This window comes from Microbacterium sp. Beta (assembly GCF_005502545.1).
Taxonomy (GTDB): domain Bacteria; phylum Actinomycetota; class Actinomycetes; order Actinomycetales; family Microbacteriaceae; genus Microbacterium; species Microbacterium oxydans.
The window spans coordinates 55,719-81,531 of the sequence record NZ_SCOG01000013.1; the positions used below are offsets into that span (position 1 = coordinate 55,719).

At 68.4% G+C, this 25,813-nt stretch carries 23 protein-coding genes; 14 read left to right on the plus strand and 9 right to left on the minus strand.

The annotated features are described in order from the left end of the window. Nucleotides 1–22: 22 nt before the first annotated feature. The 3 genes from FFS56_RS13335 to FFS56_RS13345 form a co-directional block, all read right to left on the minus strand. Complete coding sequence (locus FFS56_RS13335) at nucleotides 23–1,429, minus strand: MFS transporter (protein ID WP_052748776.1); 1,407 nt, start codon at nucleotides 1,427–1,429, stop codon at nucleotides 23–25. Between the two features lie 82 nt (nucleotides 1,430–1,511). Beyond that, the gene (locus FFS56_RS13340; RefSeq protein ID WP_058630811.1) at nucleotides 1,512–2,021 is read right to left on the minus strand and encodes a DUF3253 domain-containing protein; all 510 of its coding nucleotides are present in this window, start codon (nucleotides 2,019–2,021) and stop codon (nucleotides 1,512–1,514) included. Between the two features lie 59 nt (nucleotides 2,022–2,080). Further along, nucleotides 2,081–2,989 carry an Lrp/AsnC family transcriptional regulator gene (locus tag FFS56_RS13345; protein WP_227750885.1) on the minus strand — a complete coding sequence of 303 codons (909 nt, stop codon included), beginning with the start codon at nucleotides 2,987–2,989 and terminating at the stop codon, nucleotides 2,081–2,083. A 210-nt stretch (nucleotides 2,990–3,199) separates the two neighbouring features. Between FFS56_RS13345 and FFS56_RS13350 the strand changes: the two genes are divergently transcribed. The 4 genes from FFS56_RS13350 to speB all read left to right on the plus strand — a co-directional run bounded on the left by FFS56_RS13350 (nucleotide 3,200) and on the right by speB (nucleotide 8,910). Beyond that, nucleotides 3,200–4,537 (plus strand): MFS transporter, encoded by a 1,338-nt coding sequence (locus tag FFS56_RS13350; protein ID WP_046748686.1) that lies wholly within the window; start codon nucleotides 3,200–3,202, stop codon nucleotides 4,535–4,537. An 87-nt stretch (nucleotides 4,538–4,624) separates the two neighbouring features. Then, nucleotides 4,625–6,292, plus strand: coding sequence for an amidohydrolase (locus FFS56_RS13355; RefSeq protein WP_127012771.1), 1,668 nt, complete (start codon nucleotides 4,625–4,627; stop codon nucleotides 6,290–6,292). A gap of 10 nt (nucleotides 6,293–6,302) precedes the next feature. Beyond that, a complete protein-coding gene (locus FFS56_RS13360; RefSeq protein ID WP_127012770.1) occupies nucleotides 6,303–7,919 on the plus strand; it encodes a thiamine pyrophosphate-dependent enzyme in 1,617 nt (538 codons plus the stop codon). A gap of 34 nt (nucleotides 7,920–7,953) precedes the next feature. Further along, entirely contained in the window at nucleotides 7,954–8,910 is a 957-nt protein-coding gene (speB, locus tag FFS56_RS13365; RefSeq protein WP_046748689.1) for an agmatinase, read from the plus strand. Here the strand turns inward: speB and FFS56_RS13370 are convergent. Continuing rightward, a complete protein-coding gene (locus tag FFS56_RS13370; protein ID WP_127012769.1) occupies nucleotides 8,904–9,797 on the minus strand; it encodes an RIO1 family regulatory kinase/ATPase in 894 nt (297 codons plus the stop codon). The genes speB and FFS56_RS13370 overlap by 7 nt on opposite strands. Nucleotides 9,798–10,074: 277 nt before the next feature. Between FFS56_RS13370 and FFS56_RS13375 the strand changes: the two genes are divergently transcribed. Continuing rightward, nucleotides 10,075–11,271, plus strand: coding sequence for an MFS transporter (locus tag FFS56_RS13375; RefSeq protein WP_046748691.1), 1,197 nt, complete (start codon nucleotides 10,075–10,077; stop codon nucleotides 11,269–11,271). A gap of 13 nt (nucleotides 11,272–11,284) precedes the next feature. On the opposite strand, the gene FFS56_RS13380 is transcribed toward FFS56_RS13375, so the two are convergent. After that, nucleotides 11,285–12,217 carry an AraC family transcriptional regulator gene (locus FFS56_RS13380; protein ID WP_137772110.1) on the minus strand — a complete coding sequence of 311 codons (933 nt, stop codon included), beginning with the start codon at nucleotides 12,215–12,217 and terminating at the stop codon, nucleotides 11,285–11,287. Between the two features lie 169 nt (nucleotides 12,218–12,386). Here FFS56_RS13380 and FFS56_RS13385 point away from each other — a divergent pair, with 169 nt between their 5' ends. Then, nucleotides 12,387–12,848 (plus strand): DUF3817 domain-containing protein, encoded by a 462-nt coding sequence (locus tag FFS56_RS13385; protein WP_046748692.1) that lies wholly within the window; start codon nucleotides 12,387–12,389, stop codon nucleotides 12,846–12,848. A gap of 25 nt (nucleotides 12,849–12,873) precedes the next feature. Here the strand turns inward: FFS56_RS13385 and FFS56_RS20575 are convergent, their stop codons facing one another. From FFS56_RS20575 to FFS56_RS13405, 3 genes are all read right to left on the minus strand, one after another. Continuing rightward, entirely contained in the window at nucleotides 12,874–13,533 is a 660-nt protein-coding gene (locus FFS56_RS20575) for a hypothetical protein (protein ID WP_058632338.1), read from the minus strand. A gap of 48 nt (nucleotides 13,534–13,581) precedes the next feature. Further along, nucleotides 13,582–14,532, minus strand: coding sequence for an NAD(P)/FAD-dependent oxidoreductase (locus tag FFS56_RS13400; RefSeq protein ID WP_058632337.1), 951 nt, complete (start codon nucleotides 14,530–14,532; stop codon nucleotides 13,582–13,584). A gap of 129 nt (nucleotides 14,533–14,661) precedes the next feature. Further along, nucleotides 14,662–15,462 (minus strand): MerR family transcriptional regulator, encoded by an 801-nt coding sequence (locus tag FFS56_RS13405; RefSeq protein ID WP_058632336.1) that lies wholly within the window; start codon nucleotides 15,460–15,462, stop codon nucleotides 14,662–14,664. A 117-nt stretch (nucleotides 15,463–15,579) separates the two neighbouring features. Between FFS56_RS13405 and FFS56_RS13410 the strand changes: the two genes are divergently transcribed. From FFS56_RS13410 to FFS56_RS13435, 6 genes are all read left to right on the plus strand, one after another. After that, nucleotides 15,580–16,329 carry a phosphotransferase gene (locus FFS56_RS13410; RefSeq protein WP_127012768.1) on the plus strand — a complete coding sequence of 250 codons (750 nt, stop codon included), beginning with the start codon at nucleotides 15,580–15,582 and terminating at the stop codon, nucleotides 16,327–16,329. Nucleotides 16,330–16,438: 109 nt separating this feature from the next. Continuing rightward, nucleotides 16,439–17,776: an HNH endonuclease signature motif containing protein gene (locus tag FFS56_RS13415; RefSeq protein ID WP_127012767.1), complete on the plus strand. Its 1,338-nt coding sequence runs from the start codon at nucleotides 16,439–16,441 to the stop codon at nucleotides 17,774–17,776. Nucleotides 17,777–17,938: 162 nt separating this feature from the next. Further along, nucleotides 17,939–19,804 carry a molecular chaperone DnaK gene (gene dnaK / locus FFS56_RS13420; RefSeq protein WP_045263917.1) on the plus strand — a complete coding sequence of 622 codons (1,866 nt, stop codon included), beginning with the start codon at nucleotides 17,939–17,941 and terminating at the stop codon, nucleotides 19,802–19,804. Between the two features lie 2 nt (nucleotides 19,805–19,806). After that, entirely contained in the window at nucleotides 19,807–20,463 is a 657-nt protein-coding gene (locus FFS56_RS13425) for a nucleotide exchange factor GrpE (protein ID WP_046748698.1), read from the plus strand. Between the two features lie 7 nt (nucleotides 20,464–20,470). Then, nucleotides 20,471–21,454 (plus strand): DnaJ C-terminal domain-containing protein, encoded by a 984-nt coding sequence (locus FFS56_RS13430; protein ID WP_046748699.1) that lies wholly within the window; start codon nucleotides 20,471–20,473, stop codon nucleotides 21,452–21,454. A 142-nt stretch (nucleotides 21,455–21,596) separates the two neighbouring features. Then, nucleotides 21,597–22,010: a MerR family transcriptional regulator gene (locus tag FFS56_RS13435; RefSeq protein WP_046748771.1), complete on the plus strand. Its 414-nt coding sequence runs from the start codon at nucleotides 21,597–21,599 to the stop codon at nucleotides 22,008–22,010. A gap of 66 nt (nucleotides 22,011–22,076) precedes the next feature. Here the strand turns inward: FFS56_RS13435 and FFS56_RS13440 are convergent, their stop codons facing one another. Beyond that, nucleotides 22,077–23,009, minus strand: a complete 933-nt coding sequence (locus FFS56_RS13440) for a hypothetical protein (protein ID WP_233437342.1) — start codon at nucleotides 23,007–23,009, stop codon at nucleotides 22,077–22,079. 68 nt (nucleotides 23,010–23,077) lie between these two features. Between FFS56_RS13440 and FFS56_RS13445 the strand changes: the two genes are divergently transcribed. Both FFS56_RS13445 and FFS56_RS13450 read left to right on the plus strand, forming a co-directional pair. Beyond that, nucleotides 23,078–24,238 (plus strand): DUF4185 domain-containing protein, encoded by a 1,161-nt coding sequence (locus FFS56_RS13445; protein WP_127012766.1) that lies wholly within the window; start codon nucleotides 23,078–23,080, stop codon nucleotides 24,236–24,238. A gap of 155 nt (nucleotides 24,239–24,393) precedes the next feature. Then, nucleotides 24,394–25,761 carry an extracellular solute-binding protein gene (locus FFS56_RS13450; protein ID WP_046748702.1) on the plus strand — a complete coding sequence of 456 codons (1,368 nt, stop codon included), beginning with the start codon at nucleotides 24,394–24,396 and terminating at the stop codon, nucleotides 25,759–25,761. Nucleotides 25,762–25,813 lie beyond the last annotated feature (52 nt).

Sequence of the window (25,813 nt, forward strand, 5' to 3'; positions counted from 1 at the left end):
TCACGGTCTCCGCAGGACTCTCTCAGCGTGGAGCCTTGACGGGGAGCAGGAGCAGGAAGCCGGCGATCAGCACGACCACGATGCCCAGGATTCCGTAGGCGGTCTGGCTCGTCAGCACGATCAGCACGGTCCAGGCGCCTGACGCCATCCAGCTCGCCGCGCGCCCGGTCGTGGCGTAGAGACCGAAGATCTCGCCCTCGCGTCCGGCCGGCGTCACTCTGGCGAGGAAGGATCGGGCGGCAGCCTGGGCGGGGCCCACGAAGGCGCACAGGATCAGACCGCCGACCCAGAACACCATCACGCCGGCGTCACGGAGGAAGAACACGGCGAGACCCGCGACGATCATCGACCCGATCGAGGCGAGGATGATCCGCTTCGGCCCGAGCCGGTCGTCCAGCCGGCCGGCGGCGATGGTCGAGATGCCGGCGATCAGGTTCGCGGCGATGCCGAAGATGATGATGTCCTGCGCGCCGAACTTGAACACCGCGGTGCCGATGATGGCGCCGAACGCGAAGACGCCTCCCAGCCCGTCACGGAAGACCGCGCTCGCCAGCAGATACCAGAAGGTGGGCCGCGTCTCCTCGTTGCGGTAGAGACCTGCGACGTCCTTCACCAGCAGCGGATACGAGGCGAAGAAGCCGACCTTGCGCTCCGGACGGCCGAGTGACGGCTCCGGCACGTTCAGGAAGATCGGGATGCTGAAGATGATCGCCCAGACGGCGCATCCGACGGCGATCAGCCGGTAGGCCAGCCCGTTGTCGGTCGACATGCCGAACCAGTCGAAGGTGTCGAGCACGACCACGATCACGAGCGCGATGATGCCGCCGAGGTAGCCGAAGCCCCAGCCGAGGCCGGAGATGCGACCGACGTTCTTCGGGTTCGCGATGCCGATGAGCATCGCGTTGGAGTTCACCGCCGCGATCTCCTGGAAAACCGTCGCGGCCGAGATCAGGGCGACGCCCAGCCAGAACAGGCTCGGCATCGGCTCGACGAACCAGAGGCCGAGCATGCACAGGATCAGCGCGCCGGTGCCGATCCCGAGCCAGAGCTTCTGACGCCCCGCCGCATCCGCGCGCTGGCCGAGGACGGGCGCGAGCAGCAGGATGCCGAACGCCGCGATCGTCGAGCCCAGACCGAGACCGGACGCGAGGTCTGCCTCCGCGGCGAGCCGGACCGGATCGTCCACGTCGAGCGACGCGACCTCGGGCGGGAGGAAGCCCTCGCCCACGAGATAGAGCGCCGTGAACACGAACGTGAGGATGACGGTGTTGAACGGCTGCGTCGCCCAGTCCCACAGCGCCCACGAGTAGACCTGCTTCTTCGGGGCGGGCGTCTCGCCGCGCAGGTCCAGGCCGACGACGGCCACGGCGCCGCTGTTCGCGGTCGCCACGGGCTCGGGCACGGCGCTGTGCCCCTCGGTTTCGCTCATTCTCGAAGTCTGGCGGTGCCGGGTGAACGCCCGGTGACGGCGCGCCGCGCGGTGCGGCGCGGAAACGTGGTGGTGGGGCTCGTCAGAGGGCCGGCCCGCGGCGGATGCGGACCGGACCACGGGCCTCGTCGATCCGGACGGCCTCCCCCTTCTGCGTCACGACGATCTCTCCGCTCTCCGCCAGGGCCGCGGCCACGCGTCGGACGTCGGGCATCCGTGAACGCCAGGACTCCCCGCCGATGGCGCGGGCCACGTCGCTCGGACAGATCGATGACTCCGAGCGCTTGCGGGTGAGGGTTCGGATGGTGGCAGCGATCCGATCGTCCGCGGCTTCCGGCTCTGGGTCCTCCCACCATGGGGCTCCGCGCTCGCCGAGTGCGGTCTTGGCGTCGTGCACCCGGCGACGGGCATCGTCGTCCGAGGTCTTCACCGCTCGCCGCGCGGCCATGAGCTCATCCACCAGTTCCTGTCGCAGCGTGTCGGGGATCGACGGATCGCTCGCACGCCAGCGTCGCCCGTTCACGACGATGTGGTGCCCGTCCGCCGTGCGCTCGGGACCGGACTCCGTCGCGGAAGACTCCTCGCTGCTCATGCGGGCAGCCTGCCCCTGTCGGGCCGCGTCCTCCATCCCCTTGACGCAGGGGCCGCGCCTCAGTCCGTCCGCAGTGGACGCAGCGTGCGGGCGTAGTCCTCCTTCAGCACGGCGAGGTGCAGCCAGGCCTCGATGCGCGTCACTCCGGGCAGCGCACGCAGGCGTTCCAGGCTGGCGTAGAGCGCGCCGGCCGAAGGCTCGACCAGAGTGGCGACCGCGTCGAAGCGGCCGAGCGTGCGCGCGGCGAAGTCCACCCCACGGCCGCGACGCAGCTCGTCGATCACGGCGTCGTCGTCGTCTCCGAGGGTCATGCCCACCCCCATCGACAACTGCCGGTGCGCGAGTCCGCGCGCCTCGACCGCGCTGATCTTGATCACGCCGGCATCGATCAGCCGCTGCACCCTGGTCGCGACGGCCGAGGGGGAGAGGCGCACCTCTTCGCCGAGCGCGCGGAAGCTCTTGCGTCCGTCGGCCTGCAGCTGCTCGATCAGCGCCTCGTCGATCGCGTCGAGGGTGACGCCGCCGTGATACTCCGAGACGAAGAAGCCCTTGATCACGGTCGAATAGATGATCGTGCTGATGTCGAGCACCCCGTCGATCGCTCGGATCAGGGCCAGCAGGTCGTGCAGCTCCGACATCGACCCCACGCGCACTTCGGTGACCACGTCGTGCGCGCCGCCGACCGCCGACACCAGCACGGTCTCGCTCATGTCGCGCAGGTGCTCCGCCACGAGCTCGACCGATCCATCGGTGCGGATCGAGACGTGGGCGAGGACGTGCTGGCCGAGGAACACGGGGTCGACAGCGGCGACGACACGCACGGTGCGGTCGGCGAGCATCGTGCGCAGTCGCGCGGCGACAGCGGCTCTGGACTGCCCGAGCCGCTCGGCGAGGGAGAGGATGCTCGCCCGGCCGTCTTCCTGCAGCGCGCGGATGAGTTCGGCGTCGAAATCCATGGTTCCGCCCATTTCGTCAGTTTCCTGCGATCGCACGCTTCGCCGTGCGCAAGTTCAGTGTAGGAGAGGTGATCGCCGTCGGGAAGGCGCGCATTGCACAGATGCGCGATCATATATCCAGTGAATCCCCGTTATCGCTGGAGTTCTGCCCTTGCCGACGGGCCCGCACCTCCGTAGCATCCTTCGCTATCCGACATCTTCCGCAAAGGAGCGGGCACCCCCATGACCACTACCCCCACCAGCGGCACCCACAGCCGGGCGCGCCGCGCCGGCATCGCCGCCTTCGTCGGTACCACCATCGAGTGGTACGACTTCTACGTCTACGCCACCGCCGCGGCGCTCGTCTTCGGTCCACTGTTCTTCCCGAGCGGAGACCGGCTGGCCGAGACCGCAGCCGCCTTCGCGACCTTCGCGGTCGCCTTCCTCGTCCGGCCCCTCGGTGGCATCATCTTCGGTCACATCGGCGACAAGCTCGGCCGACGCACGTCGCTCGTCATCACGCTGGTGATGATGGGCGCGGCCACGGTGCTCGTGGGCTGCCTGCCCACCTACGAGAACATCGGCATCCTCGCCCCGATCCTCCTGATCCTGCTCCGTGCCGTGCAGGGCCTCGCGGTCGGCGGCGAGTGGGGTGGCGCGGTGCTCATGAGCGTCGAGCACGCCCCCGAGAAGTCGAAGACCTTCTACGGCGGTTTCACGCAGCTCGGCAACCCGGCCGGTGCGCTGCTGGCATCGGGCATCTTCGCGATCATGACCCGTATGGGCGACGACTTCATCATCAACGGTGGCTGGCGCATCCCGTTCCTGCTGTCGATCGTGCTGGTCGGCGTCGGCTTCTGGGTCCGTTATCGCGTCGAAGAGACCCCGGTCTTCGAGGCGAAGGTCGAGGGCCGCAAGCAGTCGATGCCGCTGGCCTTCGCGCTGCGCACCAACTGGCGCCCGATCCTGCTCGGCATCGGCATCCTGCCCATCTCGACCGGCGGTTACTACCTGGCCACCACCTTCGCCACGGCCTATGCCACCGGCGACGCGGTCGCGATCAGCGAGCAGGTCATCCTCGATGCCATGACGATCGCCTCCTTCGTGGAGTTCGTCGTGACCCTCCCCGTCGCCTGGCTGGGCGACAAGTGGGGGCGGAAGAACGTCATGTACATCGGTCTGATCACCTCGGTGCTCACCTTCGTGCCGTTCCTGCTGATCCTGCCCGGACGCATCGAACCGCTCATCTTCCTGTTCGCCTCGCTGGTGCGCATCGCGATGAGCGCCACCTACGCACCGATCGCCGCCCTGCTCTCGCAGATGTTCCGCCCGCAGGCCCGCTACACCTCGATCGCCCTCTCCTACGGTGTCGGCGCAGCGGTCTGGGCCGGATTCTCGCCGTGGTTCGCGACGCAGCTGATCGCCTGGACGGGCAGCATCTGGTCGGTGATCGCGATGTTCATCGGCATGGCCCTCATCGCCGGAATCTGCACCCGCCTCGCGCCGCAGCACTCCGACGAGGCTCCTGTGACGGCGTCCTTCACCGCGCGTACGGACACCACGGCGAACCGGCTGCCCTGACGCCGGAGCGTCCTCGACAGCCCTGACGCCAGAGCGTCCCCGACAGCCCGCCTTCCTCCGTCCGTCACGACCGCGAACAGGTTCCCCATGAGAAAGCTCACCCCCTTCGACCGCTCGGCTCAGACGGCTCCCCTCCTCCTGACCGCGCACGCCATCCATACCGCGGATGACGACGCCACCACGGCGACGGCGATGTTGACCGATCGCGGGCGCATCCTCGCGATCGGCACCCCCGCCGAGTGCGAGGCGGCGGCGGAGGGGGTGGGCCTCTCGCCCGAGCGCATCGATCTCGGCGACGCCGTGATCGTCCCCGGCTTCGTCGACGCGCACGCTCATCCGCTCATGTTCGGGCAGATGATGAGCTGGGTCGACTGCGGCCCCGAGAAGGCGGGCAGCATCCCCGAGATCGTGGCGCTGCTGAAGGCGGCGGCCGCCGAGCTTCCCGAGGGGCGCCCGGTGCGCGGCTACGGCTACGAGCAGCGCAACCTCGCCGAGAAGCGCCACCCCACCCGGTTCGAGCTCGACGAGGTCGCCGCCGACCGCGAGGTCTACCTCATGAACGCCTCGGGTCACGGCGGTGTGGTGAACTCGCACACCCTCACGACCAACGGTGTCGACCGGGACACCCCGAACCCCGACGGCGGAGAGTTCTTCCACGACGCGGACGGTGAGCTCACCGGGGAGCTGTCGGATGCGGCCTGCAACATCCTCACCGGCGTCCACGGCGTGAAGATCGGCCACCACGGTCCGAACTTCCACCTGGCGGACGAGCCGGAGGAGCACCTGCGCCAACTCGACGCGGCGACCCAGCGGTTCCTGGCCGGTGGTGTCACCTCGATCGGCGACGCCCAGGTCACGCGCCGCGAGTTCGACATGTACCTGCGCCTCGCCGAGGCCGGGCGCCTGGAACTGCGCGTGTCGATGTACCTGCTGTCGCACCTGCTCGACGAGGCGCTCGAGATGGGTCTCGTCGGACAGTTCGGCAACGCGCACCTGAGCTTCGCCGGCATCAAGTTCTACGCCGACGGCACGCTGGGCGGCTGGACCGCATACTTCCCTGACGGCTACGTGGGCGATCCCTGCCGCACCGGCCAGCTGTACCACGAGCCCGCCGAGTACGAGGGGCTCATCCGCAAAGCGCACGCCGCGGGGTTGCAGACCGCGACACACGCGCAGTCGCCCACCGCAATCGAGATGGTCGTGTCCGCGATCGAGGCCGCGCTCGCCGAGCACCCCGATCCCGACGCCCGTCACCGCATCGAGCACTGCGGCCTGCCGACTCCCGAGCAGATCGAGCGGATGGCCGCCTCCGGCATCCGTCCGGTCAACCAGACCCAGCACTACTTCAACTGGGGCGAAGGCGTGGAGGAGGCCATCGGCACTCCGGGCGAGCGCTTCAACCCGCTGGGCGAGTTCGAGCGCGCGGGCGTGCCGTTCACGATCTCGTCCGATGCCCCGGTCGCCGAGCCCATCCCGCTCGAAGCGATCCAGACGGCCGTGACCCGTGTCACGCGTCGGGGGCACAAGCTCGGGCCGGACGACCTGCGCGTCTCGGCGCTCGCAGCTCTGCGCGCACACACGATCGAAGGTGCCGTGTCGATCGGCCGCGAAGACGATCTGGGGTCGCTCGAAGTCGGCAAGTACGCCGATTTCGCGGTGCTCTCCGGCGATCCGCTGGCCGTTCCCGCCGAGGAGATCTCGGCGATCACGGTGCGGGAGACCTGGGTCGACGGCGTCCGTCGTCACCGAGTGTGAGGATGATCCGATGAGCAGCGACACCACAGCGGCAGAGCAGTACGCCGACACCGCCGGGCGGGCCGTGCTGGAGACGATCCGCGCGTACGGGGTCACCGCGATCTTCGGTATCCCCGGCACCCACAACCTCGAGCTCTACCGCCCGCTCGCCGACCTCGGCATCCGCGCGGTGACGAACCGTCACGAGCAGGGCTCCGGCTACGGTGCCGACGGGTGGGCGCAGCAGACCGGCCTCCCCGGAGTCGTGATCACGACCTCCGGTCCCGGACTGCAGAACGCCATGAGCGCGATCGGCACGGCCTTCTGCGAGTCGCGCCCGCTCATCGTGCTCTCGCCGGGAGTGCCGCTCGGTGCGGAGTTCGCCGACGTCGGCACACTGCACGAGACGAAGGACGCTTCGGCGATGGTCGCCGCGATCGCCGAGTGGTCGCGGCGGGTGACCAGCGCCGCCGAGGCGGTCGAGGCCGTGCACGATGCGTTCCACCTGTTCCGCACCGGCCGTCCGCGCCCCGTCCACATCGAGATCCCGCTCGACGTGCTGGAAGCGCCCGCCGACGTTCCCGCCGAGGCGCGGCAGCCGCGTCCGGTCCCTGCGCGGGTCTCGGGCGAGCCGGCTGCGCTCGCCGAAGCGGCGCGGCTGTTGGCGGAGGCGAAGACCCCGGTGATCGTCGCCGGTGGGGGAGCCGTGGATGCCGCGCACGAGGTCACCCTCCTGGCCGAGCGTCTCGGAGCCCCGGTGCTGACCACGCTGAACGGCAAGGGCGTGGTCGACGAGCGGCATCCGCTCTCGCTCGGGTCGAACCTTCGTCTCGCCGCGGCCCGCGCGGTCGCGGAAGATGCCGACGTGCTGCTCGTGGTCGGCTCGAAGCTCGGTGAGGCCGAACTGTGGGCGCCGCGGCTCGAAGCCGGAGGCGTGGTCATCCGCATCGACATCTCGCTCGCGCAGCGCGACAAGAACCTCGCCGCGACGGTCGGGATCACGGGGGATGCAGCTGCCGTTCTGGACGCGCTGTCGACTGCCCTCCCCGCCGGTGTACGCCCGGCGCGTGACCTCACCGCCGAGCGCACCGCGATCGACGCCGAGATGCGCGCGACCGCCCCCGACACGGTGGCACTGGCCGAGATCATCGTCGAGGCTCTGCCCGCCGATGCCGTCGTCGCGGGCGACTCGTCGCAGATCGTCTACATGGCGCTCGGCAGCGTGCTGTCGTCGGCGCATCCGCACTCCCTGCTCTACACCCCGACCTACGCCACCCTCGGCTACGGTCTTCCGGCAGCGATCGGTGCCGGAGTCGCGCAGACCGAGCACCCGGTCGTGACCGTGATCGGCGACGGCGCCCTGATGTTCTGCGTGAACGAGCTGGTGACGGCGGTCGAACAGCGCCTCGACATCACGATCGTGTGCGTCGACAACGGCGGCTATGCCGAGATCCGTCAGAACGAGGTCGACCGCGGCATGGAGCCGATCGGCGTCGACCTGGTACAGCCCGACTGGGCAGCGCTCGCCTCGGCCTTCGGCGCGACCGGGCGGCGGGTGGAACGCCGTGACGACATCGCATCGAGCATCCGCGCCGCGATCACCGACGGGGGAGTGCAGCTGGTGCACATCCCGCAGAGTGCGCTCTGAATCCCTCGACATCCCCGACGAACAGGAACGAGCAATGACCGACAACATCGGCCCCATCGACGCCTCCGTGAACCCGCGGTACTCCGGCATCGCGACCTTCGCCCGGCTGCCGCGTATCGAAGACGTGCCGCGTGCGGACATCGCCGTCGTCGGCATCCCCTTCGACTCCGGTGTGAGCTACCGACCGGGCACGCGCTTCGGCCCGTCGCACGTGCGGGAGTCCTCGCGGCTGCTGCGCCCCTACAATCCCGCCCAGGACGTGTCGCCGTTCGCGATCTCGCAGGTGGTGGACGCCGGTGACATCCCGGTCAACCCGTTCGATCTCACCGAGGCCGTGACCGAGGTCGAGCGCGCGGCGCTGGCGCTCGGCGAGCAGGTGCAGCGCATCGTCACGATCGGCGGCGACCACACGGTCGCTCTGCCACTGCTGCGTGCGGTGGCGGCGAAGCACGGGCCCGTGGCTGTGCTGCACTTCGATGCGCACCTCGACACCTGGGACACCTACTTCGGGGCCCCCATCACGCACGGCACTCCCTTCCGTCGCGCGAGCGAGGAGGGGCTGATCGACCTCACCGCGAGCTGCCATGTCGGCACCCGTGGCCCTCTGTACTCCAAGCAGGACCTGGAGGACGACGAGCGCCTCGGCTTCTCGATCGTGTCGAGCGAATACATCGAGGAGCACGGGGTCGAGGCCGCCATCGCCCGCATCCTGCAGCGAATCGGCGACAAGCCGCTGTACGTGTCGATCGACATCGACGTGCTCGACCCCGCCCACGCGCCCGGCACCGGCACCCCCGAGGCGGGCGGGCTGACGAGCCGCGAGCTGCTGCGGATCCTGCGGGCCCTGACCTCGCAGAACATCGTCGGGGCGGATGTGGTCGAGGTGTCGCCCGCCTACGACCACGCGCAGATGACCGGCATCGCCGCGAGCCATGTGGTCTACGAGCTCGTGACCCTGCTGGCTGCGCGCGTGGGATCCGGCGCTCAGTAGAGCACGGCGAGCAGCTCGGCGAACAGCTCCTCGGGGTCGCAGTCGACGCGTCGCCGGGTGAACCACTCGCAGATGTTCATGCAGTCGCGGTGCAGCAGGTCGAGGCCCTGTGGGTTGGCGATGATGTCGACGATCTGCGGCAGGTCGATCACGCGCACCCGCCCCTCGTGCACGAGCAGGTTGTATGCCGACAGGTCGCCGTGCGCGAAGCCGGCTGCGGCGAAGGTCCGCATCAGGTCGACCGTCTGCGCGTAGAAGTCCTGCAGCTCGGCGCGATCGCTGCGCACCTGGGCGAGGCGGGGCGCGGCCGTGCCGTCGGAGGTGCCGAGGAACTCCATCAGCACCTCGGTTCCGTTCACCTGCACCGGGTACGGCACGGGTGCGCCGAGCTCCCACATCCGGCAGAGCGCCTCGAACTCGGCGAACGACCACTGCGCTGCGGCCACCTCCCGGCCGTGGACCGACTTCCGTGCGAGCGCGCGCGTATCGCGGGTGTTCCGGGTGCTGCGGCCCTCCGTGTAGATCGACGAGCGGTGGAAGCTGCTGTGCTCGGCGCTGCGGTATCGCTTGGCGGCGAGCAGGCTGTGCTGCGTCGGGTCGCCAGGCACCGCGCGTTCGAGCAGGAACACGTCGGCTTCCTTGCCGGTCTTGAGGATGCCTCGCTCCGTGTCGAGCGCCCCGGCCGAGGTCACGATCCACGCGGGCCGGGGTTCAGGACCTCGCTCGGAAGGGGTGACCGCCGGCCACGTGGTCCAGCGCTGCCCCTCGCCGGGAACGACGTCGGCGAAGGTTAGCTCGGTCTCGAGGGCGTCGAAGGAAGAGGCGTCGAAAGAAGAGGATGGTGCGTCGAAGGACGCGGCTTCCGAGGAAGCGAAGAGATCAGACACGATGTGGCTCCGGGAGCAGGAGGCCACACCAGGATCAGGAGCGGGTGGCCTCGAGGGGAAGGTGGTCGGCGGAGAGCGCGACAAAGACGGTGTTCATGTCTTCGGCTCCGTCCGCTCGGGCTTCCCGGGATCCTCCCGGTGCGTCGTCGAGCCTAGGGTGTCGACGACACCGTGTCCAGAGGCGGAGTGAGCCCGCCGGAACCGGACCGGACGAATGGTCGGATGCGGCGGACGCCTGATCGGGCGTCGGCCTCCGCGGACTGCGAGTGTGGAGAACATGACCACGACTGCCCCCGTCCCCACCCTGCCGCCGTCCGCGGCTGTCCGCATCCGCTACGGCGGACTGATCGTCCTGATGCTGATGGGGTTCCTGCTGGTCACGGCCGAGTTCCTTCCCAACGGCGTCCTCACCGAGATGGCCGACGGGCTCGGGGTCACCCCGGGGCAGGCAGGGCAGACCGTCACCGTCACCGCGCTGGTGGGGCTCGTGGTCGCTCCGACCGTCGGACTCATGTTCCCGCGGCTCGACCGGCGGTCGCTGCTCGTATGGATGGCGCTCGCGGCCGCCGTGTCGAACCTCATCGTCGCGATCGCCCCGAACCTCATCATCGTGCTGCTGGCGCGCTTCCTGCTGGGCGCGGCGATCAGCGCGTTCTGGGCGATGTCGATCACGGTCGCGGCACGGCTCGCGGGACCGGAGAATCTCGGTCGCGGTGTCATGTTCACCTCGGCGGGGGTGTCGCTGGCGACGGTGGCGGGTGTGCCGCTGGGTGTCATGCTGAGCGAGCTCGTCGACTGGAGGATGGTCTTCGCCATCGCCGGTGTGCTGATGGTCGTCCTCGCCGTCGTCCTGCGTTTCGCGCTGCCCTCGGTTCCGGCCGAGAGGGCGTCGAGCCTGCGTCTGCTCGTGGACACGCTGCGCCGCCCGGGGATCGGTCTCGGCATGGTGGGCCACGTCCTGGTCGTGCTCGGACACTTCCTCGCCTACACCTATGTGCGTCTCGCGTTGGAGCGCATCCCCGAGGTGGACGCCTCGACCATCGTGGTGCTGCTGGCGCTGTTCGGCGTCGGCGGGCTCCTCGGCAACATCACGATCGGGCTCGTCATCGACCGCACCTTCGCGTTCTTCGCGGTGTTCGCACCGCTGGTGATCGCCGTGTCCGTGATCTCGATGATCCTGTTCTCCGGGTCGATCATCGGCGTCGGCATCGTCGTGCTGGTGTGGGGCTTCTTCTTCTCGTCCTGGTTGATCGTCGCCAACACCTGGGTCGGTCACCGCATGCCGGATCGTCTCGAAGCGGGAGGCAGCCTGGTGGTCGTCGGGTTCCAGGGAGCGATCACGCTGGCGGCGGGCATCGGCGGTCTCCTCGTCGACACCCTGAACGTCGAGCTCGTCTACGTGATCGGCGCGATCGCGCTGCTCGCCGGTGCGGTGCTCTTCGGCGTCTCCAACCGGGTCAGCAGCAAGGACTGAGTCGGACGCGGCCTCAGGCCGAGACGGGGAGGCGGTGGGCGAGCCGCCACGACGAGGGGGTCATGCCGGTGCGGCGTCGGAACGCACGGCTGAACCCCTCGTCGGAGGCGTATCCCAGCTCGCGCGAGATGTCGGAGACGCTGCGTCCTGCCTCGAGCATCCGCTTCGCCGCGTCGACACGCACCTCGGTCACATAGTCCGCCGGTGAGCGGCCGACCGCGCTGCGGAACCTCTCCGCGAAGGTCGACCGCGACATGGCGCCGATGCCGGCCAGGCGCTCGACCGTCCAGTCGCGTCCGGGCTCCTCGCGGATGGCGTCGACGACGCGGTCGAGGAATGGATCGTTCGACAACGAGGGCCATCCCGTCGGCGCGCAGCCGTTCGCCGCCCATGCCCTGATCAGGGACAGCAGCACGGTGGTCGCCATCATGCGGCAGATGATGGGGTCGCCCTGGCGCGCGGGTGTCACCGTGTGATCGATGATCCCCATGTTGAGGGCGAGGGCTGCGGCGGCGGGCTCCACGGCGTCGAAACCGGTGACCGTGAGGAACGGGGGCAGCAGGGCGGGGAGCGGGGATGCCGCATCCGCGAGCTCGATGTCGGCGACCATCAGACTCGTGTCGTCCTGTGCTTCGAGAACGAAGGGCGAACGACCGAGCGTCAGGAAGGCGTCACCCGCCACGAGCATGTCTCGGCGGGCCTTCGGGTCGAGGGCGAGGGAGTCGAGCGAGAAGCGCTTCGAGTCGGTGTCGACGTCGAGTCGGCAGCCGTCGCCGAGCGGCGGGTGCCCGTTCACGCCTCCTGCGGCGACGTAGACCAGGGTGATGCTGTCGGCCGGGATGGGCAGCAGCGATCCCGCGGGCAGCGAGGCGCGTCGACCGATGCCGACACGGAGGTCGACGGAGCCGAGCACGTTCGAGAGCGCATCCGCATCCACTGTCACCATGCCTTCGGCAACGCCGTCGGGCCGTTCGCTATTCCGTCGCGGCGTCTGTGGCGGCCTTGCGATGATGCGCTGTGCGGTGTCGGCGCTCTGCTGACCGACCTCAACCATTCGGTTGATTCGGAGCCCTGAGCGTGCGGATACGGTGGAGGGACACCACCCGAGGAGTACCGTGTTCCGCACCCCCGACCGCCTGTTCCGAGTTCTCGCGATCGCCGAGGCGATCACCTGGACGATCCTGATCTCCGCGATCATCGCGCGCGCCGTCGGCGCTCCAGGAGTCGTGGTGACCGTGGGCGGTGGCATCCACGGGTTCGTGTTCCTGTCGTACGCCGCGACGGCGATCCTGGTCGCGCTGAACCAGCGCTGGCATCCCGGCGTCGGCGTGCTCGCGGTGGCCAGCGCCATCGTCCCCTATGCGACGATCCCCATGGAGATCTGGCTGCATCGCACCGGCCGACTCACCGGAGACTGGCGCCTCGAGGCGACGGACGATCCGCGCGATCGGCGCTGGTACGACCGGCTGATGCGGTGGTTCCTGCAGCGGCCGTGGGTGCTCGCGCTGCTGCTGGTCGTGGGCATCGTCGCGCTGTACGTCATCCTGCTGCTGGTCGGCCCTCCCGGCGGGAAGTGAGCCGACGCGGGCCGTCCTCCGCCGTTCAGGGCGTGACCACGACCGCGTTCTCCTCGTTGATCTTCGCCATGGTCGCTTCGGCGTCCCCGGCGGTGCAGTCCACGATCACGGAGAGTCCCACCCCGGTCTGGGTGAAGGCGCGTGCGGCCATCAGCCAGGTGCGGCTGCCGTCCACTCCGACGACCTGACGCGTCTCGACTCCGCCGTTCCCTCCCGCCATGTAGCTGAACTCACCGGTGGTGGCGAGCGGCGTGATGTCTGCCGTCGGCATCTGCAGCAGCACGCCGAGGATCGCGTCGGACGACGCGCTGTCGTCACCGGGGACCACGGCCACGTCGGTCGTGTGACCCTGCCAGAACCGTGCCGTGCAGGTGCCGTCGACCGTGCCGTAGGTCCACCCGCCGTTGCCGTCGTCCGGCGCGACGATCTTCCACCCGTCGTCGACGACGAGACCGTCGCCCCACTCGATGTAGGTGTCGCTCGTGAGATCGAGCCCTTCCGCGAAGGTCAGGGTCGAACCGGAGGGGCCGTCGGCCGGTGCGTCGGTTTCCGTGCCCGCGGAGGGAGCGTCGGAGGGCGAGCCCGTCGGGATCTGCGCGTACAGACATCCGCTGAGGGACAGGACGGCCAGGGTGGCGACGGCCGCGGCGGTCAGGCGCAGGGAGATCGAGAAGGCGCGCGTCATGCCGGTCAGCCTAGTCCGGTCCCGTTGCGCTCTCACGCCGATGATCGTTCAGTGCGCGGTGGCCACGCCGATCGAGTCGTGCACCATGACCGCCGCGACCCGAGCGCCCGCACCTGCTGCGACGATCAGCTGCTGCGGTCCGGGAGCCGCCGCGTCGCCTGCAGCGTAAAGTCCGGGTACGTCCGTGCGCCCTGAACGATCGATGCGCAGATGCCCGGCGTCATCCGTCGCCGGTGCGATCCCCTCGAGGAACGACAGCGTGCTGTGCCATTCGGGGCGTACGAATCCGCCGTCGATGGCGACCGTCGTGCCGTCAGCCAGGCGGATGCTCTCGATCTGACCTCGGTCGCCGACGAGCTCGACGATGGGTTCCCGGCGTAGCGCGATCCCGGCGGCGGCGAGTTCGACCTCCTCCTCCGCCGTGACCACATCCGCGCCGTGGGTGAACACCGTGAGGTTCTCGGTCAGGCGACCGATGAGGCGGGCACGTTCGGCGATGTCCGGTGCCTCACCGATGAGGGCGAGGCGACGACTCCGGAGCTCCCAGGCATCGCAGGCGGCGCAACTGAACAGACTCATGCCGTAGTAGCCACGGAGGTTCGGCACCTCGGGGAGCGTCTCGCGCAGGCCGGTGGCGAGCAGCACGGCGCGTGCCGTCACCGTCGTCTCCGCCTCGCGGCGCCCGATCTCGGCCGCGAACCCGCCGTCGCTCGGGCGAAGCGAGGTGACGCGGGTGCGCCGTCGCACCTCGACATCCGGATAGGCCGAGAGCTCCTCCCTCGCGAGCCGGCGCAGCTCCTGCGGCGGGATGCCGTCGCGGGTGAGGAAGCCGTGCGACCGCAGGGTCGCAGCATTGCGTGGACGATCGGCGTCGATCACCAGCACGCGCATGAGCGCGCGGCCGAGGTTGAGGGCGGCGGACAGACCGGCCGGCCCGCCGCCCACGATGAGCACGTCGTAATCGGTGCTCTCGCTCCCACCCATCGCCGCAGATCTCATCCGCACGGTCCTTCCGAGAAAGGGACGGATCCATGCCGCGGCGTCTGCCGGGCGACACCGCCGGGGCGGCCGGTAAGGCTCGCCTTACTCTCATCCTGCCACGGTTCGACGCCCGCGGCGCCGTGTGCCTCAGCCCCGCCGCACGGGCTGCTGCAGTTCCGTGACCCAGTCCGACTGGTCGTCGGAGACGGCGCGCACGTAGAGCTCGCGGCAGGGGCCGTCGTGCGTGAGGCCGCGGGCCACGATCTCGGTGTGGATCGCGTGCCAGCTCTCGGCGATGTGCTCCATCGAGCCGAGGTGGATGCCGCACACGGCCTCGTCGGCCGGAGGCAGCTCGATGATCTCGAGACCTTCCCGTGCGGGCCCGGCATAGATGTATCCGGCGATGACCTGCAGGGCGTCGTCGAGGGTCTCGTACTGCGCGATCGGGGTCGCCAGGGAGTGGTCGTCGCCGATGATGTCCGCCACAGTGTCGAACGCGGGACCGACGACACCTGCGACGGCGGGCTGGTCGGCCACGATGGTGCGGATCGCGGCCAGGCGGACGGCGGGGAGCGGCTTGTCGATGATCTCGATCTGGGACATGTGATTCTCTCTCTCGATGAGGTGGAGGCGCCTTTCCACGTCGACGAGTCTCTCTGCGGCGACGCGGTGCTCCTGCTCGACCTCGGTGCGACGGATCCGCAGCAGAGCGGCGATGCGCTCGGCATCGACGCCACGGTCGAGGATCGCGGAGATGTCATCGAGCCCGAACCCCAGCTGGCGCAGGGCGACGATCCGGTGCAGCCGTTCCAGCTGTGACGGATCGTAGGAGCGATAGCCGCTGAACTCGTCCACGTGGGCGGGCATGAGCAGGCCGGCGGCGTCCCAATGCCGGAGCATCCGGTGGGTCACCTGGCCGATCTGCGCGAACGCTCCGATGGACAACATGCCTCAGTTCTCCCGCCTGCCACTGTGTGAGGGTCAAATGAGTGTGAGGGTCAAATGACTCTCGGGGTCAAGTATCGCGGTGGGACGGCGGGGGCATCGGCGCGCTAACGTCGACGCGTGGACGAAGAGGTGCTGGCCGGAGGGAACGCGAGCGGGGCCGTGGTGCGCATCGGCGACACGGTGCGCAAGGCGTGGACGGCGGCCACTCCGAGCGTCGATCATTTCGTCGCGGCGATGCGGGTGGCGGGGGTCGATGCGCCGGAACCGCGTGGCCGCGACGAACGGGGCCGGCACGTCGTGGAGTTCGTGCCGGGAACCCTGGCCATGGACGGTGAGCGGCTGACGATGGCCGAGCTGAGGCGCGTCGGCTCGATGATCCGCGGGATCCACGACGCCAGTACCCGCTACACGCCGCAGGCGGACGCGGTCTGGGAGACGGCGATCGTCGCGCCCGGTGCCGAGCTCGTCTGCCACAACGATCTGGCGCCATGGAACCTCGTCGTCGGCGACCGCTGGGTGTTCATCGACTGGGATGCCGCCGCTCCGAGCACCCGGCTCTGGGACCTCGCCTACGCGGCACAGGCGTTCGCCCTGTCGGATGTCGAACGAGACCCGGTGGATGCATCTCGGGATCTCGCTGCGCTGGTCGATGGATACCGGGCGGACGATGTCATGCGCCGTGATCTGCCTCGCGGCATGGAGGACCGGACGGCGGCGATGCTCGCGCTGCTCGAACGGTCTCACGCCGTCGGCGACGAGCCGTGGGCCTCGATGTACGTGGACGGGCACGGCGACCACTGGGCGAACGCGCTGCGGTACGTGCGAGAGCATCGAGCGGTGTGGGCCGGCGCGCTCGGCGGTGACTGAGCGGCTTTCCGGGGTGCTCTCGGGTGCTGTGACGACCACATTCCGATATATCGTTTTTCAGCTTTGATCTGGGGCTTCGAATGTCGGTGGCCCCTGATTCACTGCAGGTATGACGGCACTGACTGACGCGACTATCGAGCAGGTGGGCGCGCTCGCCGCGCTCACCGAGATGCTCGTCGAGGTCGAGCGCACGATCAGCAGTCTGCAGGCCGCGCGCGACGGCATCCTGGCGTTGGGGTCACGGATCGCTCTCGAGGTCGCCGACCAGGCGGAGCATCCCGATCACGGCGACATGTCGGCGCGCACGGTGGCTGCCGAGTTCGCCGCCGCCCTGCGGGTGAGTGATCGGACGGTGCAGCGCCGGATGGCAGACGCGGCATGGATCGTGGAGCGCTTCCCGCTGGTCTGGGAGGCGCAGGGCGCCGGTCGCATCAGTGCGGCGCACGCCCGGGTCATCTGCGAAGCCGGGGAGCACCTCGATGAGGGGGTGACTCGTGATGCCTATGCGACGCAGGTGATCGCCTTCGCCGAGTCGGAGTCTCCGGGGCGGGTGGGCCGAATGGCTCGGCGGGTGGCTGAACGATTCCAGGCGCGGTCGATCGAGGACCGGCACCTCGACGCACGGGAGAAGAGATCCGTGTGGGTGAAAGACGTCGGCGACGGGATGTCGCAGCTGGGCCTGCTCGGGCCGTCGACGCTCGTCCACGGCGTCTTCGACCGGCTGACGCAGATGGCCAAGATCGTGCAGGGAGCGGATGAACCTCCGGGTCTGGAATCGGCCGCTGCCACCACCGATCCGCCCACCGCCGATCCGTGCACCTCCGATCCGTGCACCTCTGATCCGCGCACCGTCGCTCAGCTCCGTGCCGACCTCGCCCTCGACCTGCTTCTCGCGGGTGCTCCGATCGGGCACGACGCTCCCGAGGGGCTCCTCTCGGGTGTCCGTGGAGCGGTGTCGATCACCGTTCCCGTCACCACCCTGATCAGAGGCGGCGGGGCGTCGGCCGAGTTGAACGGCTGCACTCCCATCGACCTCGAGACCGCTCGCGCGCTCGCCGGAGCGGCCTCCGGATGGGATCGAGTGCTGACCCACCCGATCACCGGCGCGCTTCTCGCAGTCGACCGCTATCGTCCGGGGTCTGATCTGAAGCGACATCTGAGAGCGAGGGATCAGCGCTGCCGATTCCCCGCCTGCGGATATGCCTCCACTGATTGCGACATCGATCATCATCACGACGCCGCTCTCGGGGGAGCCACTCGCGAATCGAACCTCGGCCACCTCTGCCGGCGCCATCACATGCTCAAACACCACTCTCCGTGGATGGTCGAAGCTCTGGGTGCCGGTGTCTACGCCTGGACGAGTCCGACCGGCAGGGTCTACGTCGACCGGCCACCCCTGCAGAACACCGTCACCTTCACTGAAGACCTCGCGGTGGCCCCGTTCTGACCCGTTTCTCAAAGTTGAGCCAGTTCATATCAAGTTCATTTGACTCCTCGTCGACACCGACGTACACTTGAGTCATCGCGACTCAGGTTTTCCTGATCGCCGCAGATTTCTGAGACACAGAGAACTTCCCACGAAGAGAACTTCCAACAAAGGAGAGAACACATGGCACGTGCTGTCGGTATCGACCTCGGAACCACCAACTCCGTCGTCAGCGTCCTCGAGGGTGGCGAGCCCAAGGTCATCGCCAACGCAGAGGGCTTCCGCACGACCCCTTCGGTCGTGGCCTTCACCAAGGACGGGGAGGTGCTCGTCGGTGAGACCGCGAAGCGCCAGGCCGTCACCAACGTCGACCGGACGATCGCTTCCGTCAAGCGCCACATGGGCACCGACTGGACCTTCGACGTCGATGGCAAGAAGTGGACGCCGCAGGAGATCTCCGCGCGCATCCTGATGAAGCTGAAGCGCGACGCCGAGGCGTACCTGGGCGACACGGTGACCGACGCGGTCATCACGGTCCCCGCGTACTTCAACGACGCCGAGCGTCAGGCCACCAAGGAAGCCGGCGAGATCGCGGGCCTCAACGTCCTGCGCATCATCAACGAGCCGACCGCTGCCGCTCTGGCGTACGGCCTCGACAAGGGCAAGGAAGACGAGCTCATCCTGGTCTTCGACCTGGGTGGTGGAACGTTCGACGTCTCGCTGCTCGAGGTGGGCAAGGACGACGACTTCTCCACGATCCAGGTGCGCGCCACCGCCGGTGACAACCGCCTCGGTGGAGACGACTGGGACCAGCGCCTGGTCGACTACCTGATCAAGCAGTTCAAGGAGACCACGGGCGTCGACGTCTCGGGTGACAAGATCGCCCTGCAGCGTCTCAAGGAAGCTGCGGAGCAGGCGAAGAAGGAGCTGTCCTCCTCGACGTCGACCAGCATCAACCTGCCGTACCTGTCGCTGACCGACTCCGGCCCCGTGTCGCTGTCCGAGACCATCACCCGCGCGAAGTTCGAGGACCTCACGAAGGACCTGCTCGACCGCACCAAGAAGCCGTTCGAGGACGTCATCCGCGAAGCCGGCATCAAGGTGTCCGAGATCGACCACATCGTGCTCGTCGGTGGATCGACGCGTATGCCCGCGGTCGCCGAGCTCGTCAAGCGCGAGACAGGCAAGGACGCCAACAAGGGTGTCAACCCGGACGAGGTCGTCGCGGTCGGTGCCGCCCTCCAGGCCGGTGTCCTCAAGGGCGAGCGCAAGGACGTCCTGCTCATCGACGTCACCCCGCTGAGCCTCGGCATCGAGACCAAGGGCGGCATGATGACCAAGCTCATCGAGCGCAACACGGCCATCCCGACCAAGCGCAGCGAGACCTTCACCACGGCAGACGACAACCAGCCGTCCGTCGCGATCCAGGTCTTCCAGGGCGAGCGTGACTTCACGCGTGACAACAAGCCGCTCGGCACGTTCGAGCTGACGGGTATTGCCCCGGCTCCCCGTGGCATCCCGCAGATCGAGGTCACCTTCGACATCGACGCCAACGGCATCGTGCACGTGTCCGCCAAGGACAAGGGCACCGGCACCGAGAAGTCGATCGTCATCTCCGGCGGCTCGTCGCTGTCGAAGGAGGACATCGAGCGCATGGTGCGCGAGGCCGAGGAGCACGCGGCCGAGGACAAGGCGCGTCGCGAGGCCGCCGAGGTCCGCAACCAGGCCGAGACGCTCGCGTACTCGATCGACAAACTGATCACCGAGAACGACGACAAGCTGCCCGAAGACGTGAAGACCGAGGTCAAGGCCGACGTCGACGCGCTCAAGACGGCTCTGGCCGGTGAGGATGACGACGCTGTGAAGACCGCGTTCGACAAGCTCAACCAGTCGCAGTCCAAGCTCGGCGAGGCCATCTACGCCTCCTCGCAGGCGGATGCCGCTGCCGGCGCTTCGGCTGACGGCGAGGCCCCGGCCGGTGACGCTCCCTCCTCCGACGAGGACGTCATCGACGCCGAGGTCGTCGACGACGAGGACGAGAAGAAGTAACCATGACCGACAAGAACTTCGACGAGAACCAGAATCCTGAGTCCGCCGAAGGTCGCAGCGAGGGGTCGGATGCTCAGGCATCCGGCCCCGCGCCGCACCACCAGGACTCCCGCGATGCGCAGGCCGCCGAGGGCTCGGACGAGACCCCGGCAGACGGCGCTCCCGACGACCTGACGGTCGACGACATCCTCGGCGCGACCCAGACCGGCGAAGCCGCGGCGGAAGACGCCGTGCTCGCCGACCTCGAGTCCACTCTGCTGAACGACCTCAAGCGTCTGCAGGCCGAGTACGCCAACTACCGTCGCCGCACCGAAGAGCAGCGGCAGGTCGAGATCGAGCGGGCGAAGGGCGAGGCCGCCAAGGGCCTGGTCCCCGTGCTCGACGACCTCGATCGCGCGGCCCAGCACGGTGATCTGGTCGAGGGCACGCCCTTCGCCGTGATCGCCGAGAAGGTGCGCACGGTCGTGGAGCGTCTCGGAGTGGTCGCTTACGGCGAGAAGGGCGAGGAATTCGACCCGCAGCGTCACGAGGCGATCTTCCAGCAGCCGACGCCCGGCGCCGAGAAGACCACGATCCTCGAGGTCGTCGAGGTGGGCTACCGTCTCGGTGATGTCGAGCTGCGCCCTGCGAAGGTCGTCGTCGCCGTCCCGGAAGGGTAGGTGATCGATGGCCAGCCAGGATTGGTTCGACAAGGACTTCTACAAGACCCTCGGGGTGTCCAAGGACGTCAGTGATGCGGAACTGAAGAAGACGTACCGCAAGCTCGCGCGCAAGTATCACCCGGACTCCAATCAGGGTGATGCCAAGGCCGAGGCGAAGTTCAAGGAGATCAGCGAGGCCTACTCTGTGCTCTCCGATGCGGAACAGCGCAAGGAGTACGACGAGATCCGCGCCATGGGCTCCGGTGCCCGCTTCACGGCGGGCGGCCAGGGCGCAGGCGGCTTCGAAGACGTGTTCAGCCGTTTCGGCCAGCAGGGCCGAGGGCAGACGGCGGACTTCGAGGACATCTTCGCGATGTTCAACCAGGGCCAGGGTGCGAGCTTCGGCGGCGGGCGCTTCGGCCAGCCGAGCGGCGGCTACCGCGGCTTCGGCGGCCCGCAGCGCGGTGCTGACGTGACCGCGCGCACCACGCTCGACTTCGTCACCGCCGTGCAGGGCGAGACCATCTCGCTGCAGGGCGAAGACGGCAAGCCGTTCAAGGTGAAGATCCCCGCCGGTGTCGCCGACGGTCAGAAGATCCGTCTGCGCGGCCGCGGCCGGCCCTCGCCCGATGGTGGGGAGAGCGGTGACATCGTGGTGCAGATCACGGTGCGCCCGCACCCTGTCTTCACGCGCGACGGTCTCAACCTGCGCGTCGTCGTGCCCGTGACCTTCACGGAGGCGACCCTGGGGGCGACCATCGAAGTCCCGACCCTCGGCGGCGACGTGGTCAAGCTCCGCGTCGCACCGGGCACCCCCTCAGGGCGGGTGCTGCGGGTCAAGGGTCGCGGAGTCGCGACGTCGAAGGGCACGGGCGATCTGCTCGCCGAGCTCCAGGTCGCGGTGCCGACGCACCTCGACGAGGCCGCACGCGCGGCGCTGGAGAAGTTCCAGGAGCTCGAGCCCGACGAGAACCCGCGAGCCGAGTTGATGGCGAAGGCCCGGCGATGAGCAGCCGTCGGGATCACATCGCCGGGACAGGCGTTCGCGCCGGATCAGGCCGTTCTGTGAAGAACGCGCCTGTTCCGGCGCCTCTGCCTGAGTCCGCGCGTACGACAAGAGACACGGGTAGGAGAGGAGAGGGGAATCGATGATGAACGCCGACACCCCGGTGTTCGCGATCGCGGCCGCCGCCGAGCTCTCCGGCCTTCACCCTCAGACGCTGCGGCAGTACGACCGCATCGGCCTCGTCGTCCCCGGCCGCACCTCGGGCGGCTCGCGCCGCTATTCGTCTCGCAACATCGAGCAGCTGCGCGAGGTCGCACAGCTCTCCTCCGAAGGGGTGAGCCTTCCCGCGATCGCTCGTCTGCTCGACCTCGAAGACGAGAACAGGGCGCTGCGCAACCGGATCGCCGTGCTCGAAGCCGCCCTGCGCACCGAGCGGGAGAATCGCCCCGGGGTGCGCGTGTTCGCCGCAGGTTCCGCAGGTGTCGTGCCCATGCCGACCGGTCGCCGTCTGCGCCGCTCGACCGAGGTCGTGCTCTGGGACCCGCGAGGCAGCGCCTAGAGGCAGCGCCTAGAGGCAGCGCCTAGAGGCAGCGCCTAGAGGCAGCGCCTGGAGGCAGCGCCTCGATCAGAGCGGCTCCACGGAGAACCGGAACGCCGCACCATTGCGGAACGGTTCGACGATCTCGAAGTTCTCGTACGCGGGACCCCCGGGGATCGGCGAAGAACTCGCCCAATAGGACCAGCGGGCGTTGACCACTGCCTCGAGCGCCGGGTGCGGGTCATCCACGCGCCAGGTCTGCACGGCTCGACGACCGAGGAAGCGCCAGTGTTCTGCGGTATCAGCGGAGTACTCGACGGACCAGGGCTCCTCCTCGTCGCCGGTGGCGCTCACCATCGCCGATTCCCCGTCGCGGGTCAGGTCGGCGAGCGGAAAGCGGCCGTGAGCGGTGAACGCGGTGCCCGAGAACTCCGGCCACAGCTCGGCAGGCGACACCACGCGGTCCGCCAGGTGCAGCAGCCGCAGTCGTGCCCAATTGCCCATCGTCGCGGTGAGGATCAGGTGAGAGAGCGGCACAGATGTCGCCCTCGTGAACCCCGCGACCTCCACCTCGTGCGGCCGGTCGGCGAAGAACCGTACCCTCACACTCACATCCGCACCGTTGGCGAAGCGTTCGACGCCGATCCAGACGGTGAGCGTCTCCACGCCCTCGACGGTACCGATCCGTCCACGGGCCGGGGCCGTCGACGGCATGGAGTTCGCACCTGCAGAATCGTCCGCCGACCAAAACCTCTTGCCCTGCTTGCCGGGATCCAGCGTGCTCGGCTCCATCTCTGAGAATCCCCGTTCTGTCGCGCCCTCCGGGACCGGCTCCACGGCGATGAAGTTCACCAGCCGCTCGTGGGGGTGGTCGAGGTAGGGGGTGAAGACGCGCAGGAGCCCGCGCGGCCCCGGTGTCGGCGGGATTCCGACCTGGAGCCCGCCGACAGGCCCCCACCGGGGCTCGGATGCGCCGTCACCAGAGGGCCGAAGCCAGTGGGGTGTTGCGAAGTCGAGCATGTCGATGACCCTAGTGTGTTGAAATCGATTTCGCTAGATTCGAGGCATCACGTCGATCGAGGAGGATCATGTCCCGCCCTGTCGCCTTCCTTCCTGTCGTCTTCCGCCGAGTGGCCGCGGCGGTATCCCTCGTTCTGGCCGTCGCTGTTGTCGGGTGCAGTGGAGAGGGCGGTGTGATCGTCGATCCCGATCCTGACAAACCGTTCGTGCTCGATGGGGTGTCCGGCCTCACCGAGATCGCGCAGCTCACGGGGCCGGGCGCCATGAACGACACGGAGTCGGTCTCGGTCGCGGGCACCGACCTCGGATCGATGGTGAACGTCGGTGACAAGACCTTCTTCTTCTTCGGCGACACGTTCGGCGAACGCGAGCCCGGGTCGATCGGTGGGCAGGGCGGGTTCTGGCGCTCGAACGTGGCTGCGTGGACAACCGACGACGACCCGTCGGACGGCATCGAGTTCGAGGGGTGGCTGGAGGATGAGGTCGGCCTCGCCGCGCCCCTCATCGAAGGCGATCACGACGCGAACGGCGCCGGTGGCGAGGTCACGAAGATTCCGACCTACGGCTTCGCTGTCGGAGACGCGATCTACGTCTCGTACATGTCGGTGCGTTTCTGGGGCAGTCCTGGAGCCTGGGATTCCAACTACGCCGCCCTCGTCGTCTCGCGGGATCACGGATCTACATGGCGCCCTGTCGAAGGCGTGGAGTGGCCGGGTGACTCGAACTTCGTGCAGTTCGCGACGGCCGAGGTGAGGGACGGCGACGCGGACTGGATCTATTTCTGGTCGATTCCGTCCGGCCGATTCGGTGGTGTTCAGCTGATGCGCGTCCCGGCCATCGAGGAAGCCGTCGAAGACCAGTCGGAGTACTCGTACTTCGCAGGTCTCGAAGGAGGGACGCCGCAGTGGAGCGACGACCTGCGCGACGCCGAGACGATTCTGGAAGGCACGGTCGGCGAGCTCTCGGTGATGTGGTCGACGTATCTGGACCGCTGGATCATGACCTATTCGGATGCCGGTTCGGCATACATCCGTGAGGGCGTCACGCCGTGGGGCCCGTGGGGCGAGGCGATCGAACTCGTTCCCCGCGAGGACCATCCCGGGTTGTACTCGCCGTATCTGAATCCGCGATACGTGAGCGACGGCGGACGTCGGATCTACTTCACGCTGTCGCTCTGGGATCCGTACAACGTCTTCTGGTTCTCCGCAGACCTGGAGCGCGCAGAGTGATCGACGCACGGATCACGCCTTGCGTATGAAATCGATTTCGCCTACTCTGGCGCATACCCGATCACCGACGATCCAGGGATGCGACCGGGGCCCGTCGGCGGCAGCCGAGATCACCGCAGCGACTCGATGAGGAGTCCGTTCCTGAGGAGGAACCCATGAGAATCACAACTCGTACGCGCAGGGCCGCGATCGCCGCTCTGGGCGCGCTCACGGTCGGCGTCATGCTGGCCGCGTGCGGTTCCGGCACGCCGGGGGAGTCTGCCGGCGACGGCGGCGGAGAGGACGGCGTCACCACGGTGCAGTTCTGGCACCGGACGTTCACGCCTGTGGAGAACGAGTGGTACGCCGACATCGTGAAGAAGTTCAACGCCTCGCAGGACAAGATCAAGGTCGTCGATACCGAGGTGCCCGCCGACGCGTGGGACCAGAAGATGAAGGCGGCCCAGGCCGCCGGCAAGGCCCCGGACGTCTACACCAGCTCCGCCAACCTCTACGACCTCGTGAACGCCGGATCGGTGCACGAACTCGACTCCATCGTCCCGAAGGACGCCCTCGACGAGATCCTCGACAACGCGAAATCGATCTCCGAGATCGACGGCACGCACTATGCCTATCCACTGCTGCTCGAGCCTCAGACCGTGCTGTTCTGGAACAAGGACATGTTGGACGCTGCCGGTGTCGATTCAGGGAGCGCCCCGGCGACATGGGACGATCTCCTCGCCGCCTGCGCGAAAATCCAGCCGACGCTCTCCGACGGGCAGTACTGCATCTCGCCGGCGCAGGATGCGGTGACAATGGCGTGGTCGACCGTGGGACAGCAGTACAACTTCGCCGGACACCTGGCGCTCACCGACGACTGGACCGCCCCTGACATCGACAACGAGGGCTACCGGAGCCTGATGGAGCAGTACCAGCAGCTGTGGGACAAGGGATACATGCCCAAGCAGCCTCTCGCGGCATACGTCGCAGGCGAGGACTTCGGTCAGCAGAAGGTCGCCTTCAAGGTGTCCGGTTCGTGGATGATGTCCGAGATCGGCTCGGACTACACCGACCTGCTCAGCAAGACCGGCGTCGGTGCCTTCCCGAGTTCGTCGGATGCGGACGGCCGCACAGCCACCACGATGGGCAACTTCACCTGGGTTGTCGACGCGAAGAGCAAGGCCCCCGAAGCCGCCGGCGAATTCCTCGCCTGGGCGATCGGCGGCGAGCCGCAGAACCTCGTCCCATTCTTCGTCGACACACAGTTCACCAAGGTGCCGGTGCGTCAGTCCGTGCAGGATGCCGTCGCGGCGAGCGAAGAGGCCGCTGACGCTCCGTGGTCGAGCATCATCGTCGACGACATCGCGCCGGACGCCATCCCCGGTTCCACCTACCCCTGGGATGTCAATCTCGCCGTCGGCACGGCGATGGAATCCGTGATGAAGGGCTCCGCCTCGGTGGATGACGCGATCAAGACCGCGAATGCGGCGATCCAGACCGTCATCGACCGCGACGGGCTGTCCGACAAGGCACCAAAGAACTGACGTCGCTCACTGTTCGGGGGTCGGCCCCGGCCCCCGAACAGTGAAGGACACG

Coding starts and splice junctions, on each gene's coding strand:
- FFS56_RS13335 (WP_052748776.1), bottom strand. CDS start 1,429: ATGAGCGAAACCGAGGGGCACAGCGCCGTGCCCGAGCCCGTGGCGACC.
- FFS56_RS13340 (WP_058630811.1), bottom strand. CDS start 2,021: ATGAGCAGCGAGGAGTCTTCCGCGACGGAGTCCGGTCCCGAGCGCACG.
- FFS56_RS13345 (WP_227750885.1), bottom strand. CDS start 2,989: ATGGGCGGAACCATGGATTTCGACGCCGAACTCATCCGCGCGCTGCAG.
- FFS56_RS13350 (WP_046748686.1), top strand. CDS start 3,200: ATGACCACTACCCCCACCAGCGGCACCCACAGCCGGGCGCGCCGCGCC.
- FFS56_RS13355 (WP_127012771.1), top strand. CDS start 4,625: ATGAGAAAGCTCACCCCCTTCGACCGCTCGGCTCAGACGGCTCCCCTC.
- FFS56_RS13360 (WP_127012770.1), top strand. CDS start 6,303: ATGAGCAGCGACACCACAGCGGCAGAGCAGTACGCCGACACCGCCGGG.
- speB (WP_046748689.1), top strand. CDS start 7,954: ATGACCGACAACATCGGCCCCATCGACGCCTCCGTGAACCCGCGGTAC.
- FFS56_RS13375 (WP_046748691.1), top strand. CDS start 10,075: ATGACCACGACTGCCCCCGTCCCCACCCTGCCGCCGTCCGCGGCTGTC.
- FFS56_RS13380 (WP_137772110.1), bottom strand. CDS start 12,217: ATGGTGACAGTGGATGCGGATGCGCTCTCGAACGTGCTCGGCTCCGTC.
- FFS56_RS20575 (WP_058632338.1), bottom strand. CDS start 13,533: ATGACGCGCGCCTTCTCGATCTCCCTGCGCCTGACCGCCGCGGCCGTC.
- FFS56_RS13400 (WP_058632337.1), bottom strand. CDS start 14,532: ATGAGATCTGCGGCGATGGGTGGGAGCGAGAGCACCGATTACGACGTG.
- FFS56_RS13405 (WP_058632336.1), bottom strand. CDS start 15,462: ATGTTGTCCATCGGAGCGTTCGCGCAGATCGGCCAGGTGACCCACCGG.
- FFS56_RS13415 (WP_127012767.1), top strand. CDS start 16,439: ATGACGGCACTGACTGACGCGACTATCGAGCAGGTGGGCGCGCTCGCC.
- dnaK (WP_045263917.1), top strand. CDS start 17,939: ATGGCACGTGCTGTCGGTATCGACCTCGGAACCACCAACTCCGTCGTC.
- FFS56_RS13425 (WP_046748698.1), top strand. CDS start 19,807: ATGACCGACAAGAACTTCGACGAGAACCAGAATCCTGAGTCCGCCGAA.
- FFS56_RS13430 (WP_046748699.1), top strand. CDS start 20,471: ATGGCCAGCCAGGATTGGTTCGACAAGGACTTCTACAAGACCCTCGGG.
- FFS56_RS13435 (WP_046748771.1), top strand. CDS start 21,597: ATGAACGCCGACACCCCGGTGTTCGCGATCGCGGCCGCCGCCGAGCTC.
- FFS56_RS13440 (WP_233437342.1), bottom strand. CDS start 23,009: ATGCTCGACTTCGCAACACCCCACTGGCTTCGGCCCTCTGGTGACGGC.
- FFS56_RS13445 (WP_127012766.1), top strand. CDS start 23,078: ATGTCCCGCCCTGTCGCCTTCCTTCCTGTCGTCTTCCGCCGAGTGGCC.
- FFS56_RS13450 (WP_046748702.1), top strand. CDS start 24,394: ATGAGAATCACAACTCGTACGCGCAGGGCCGCGATCGCCGCTCTGGGC.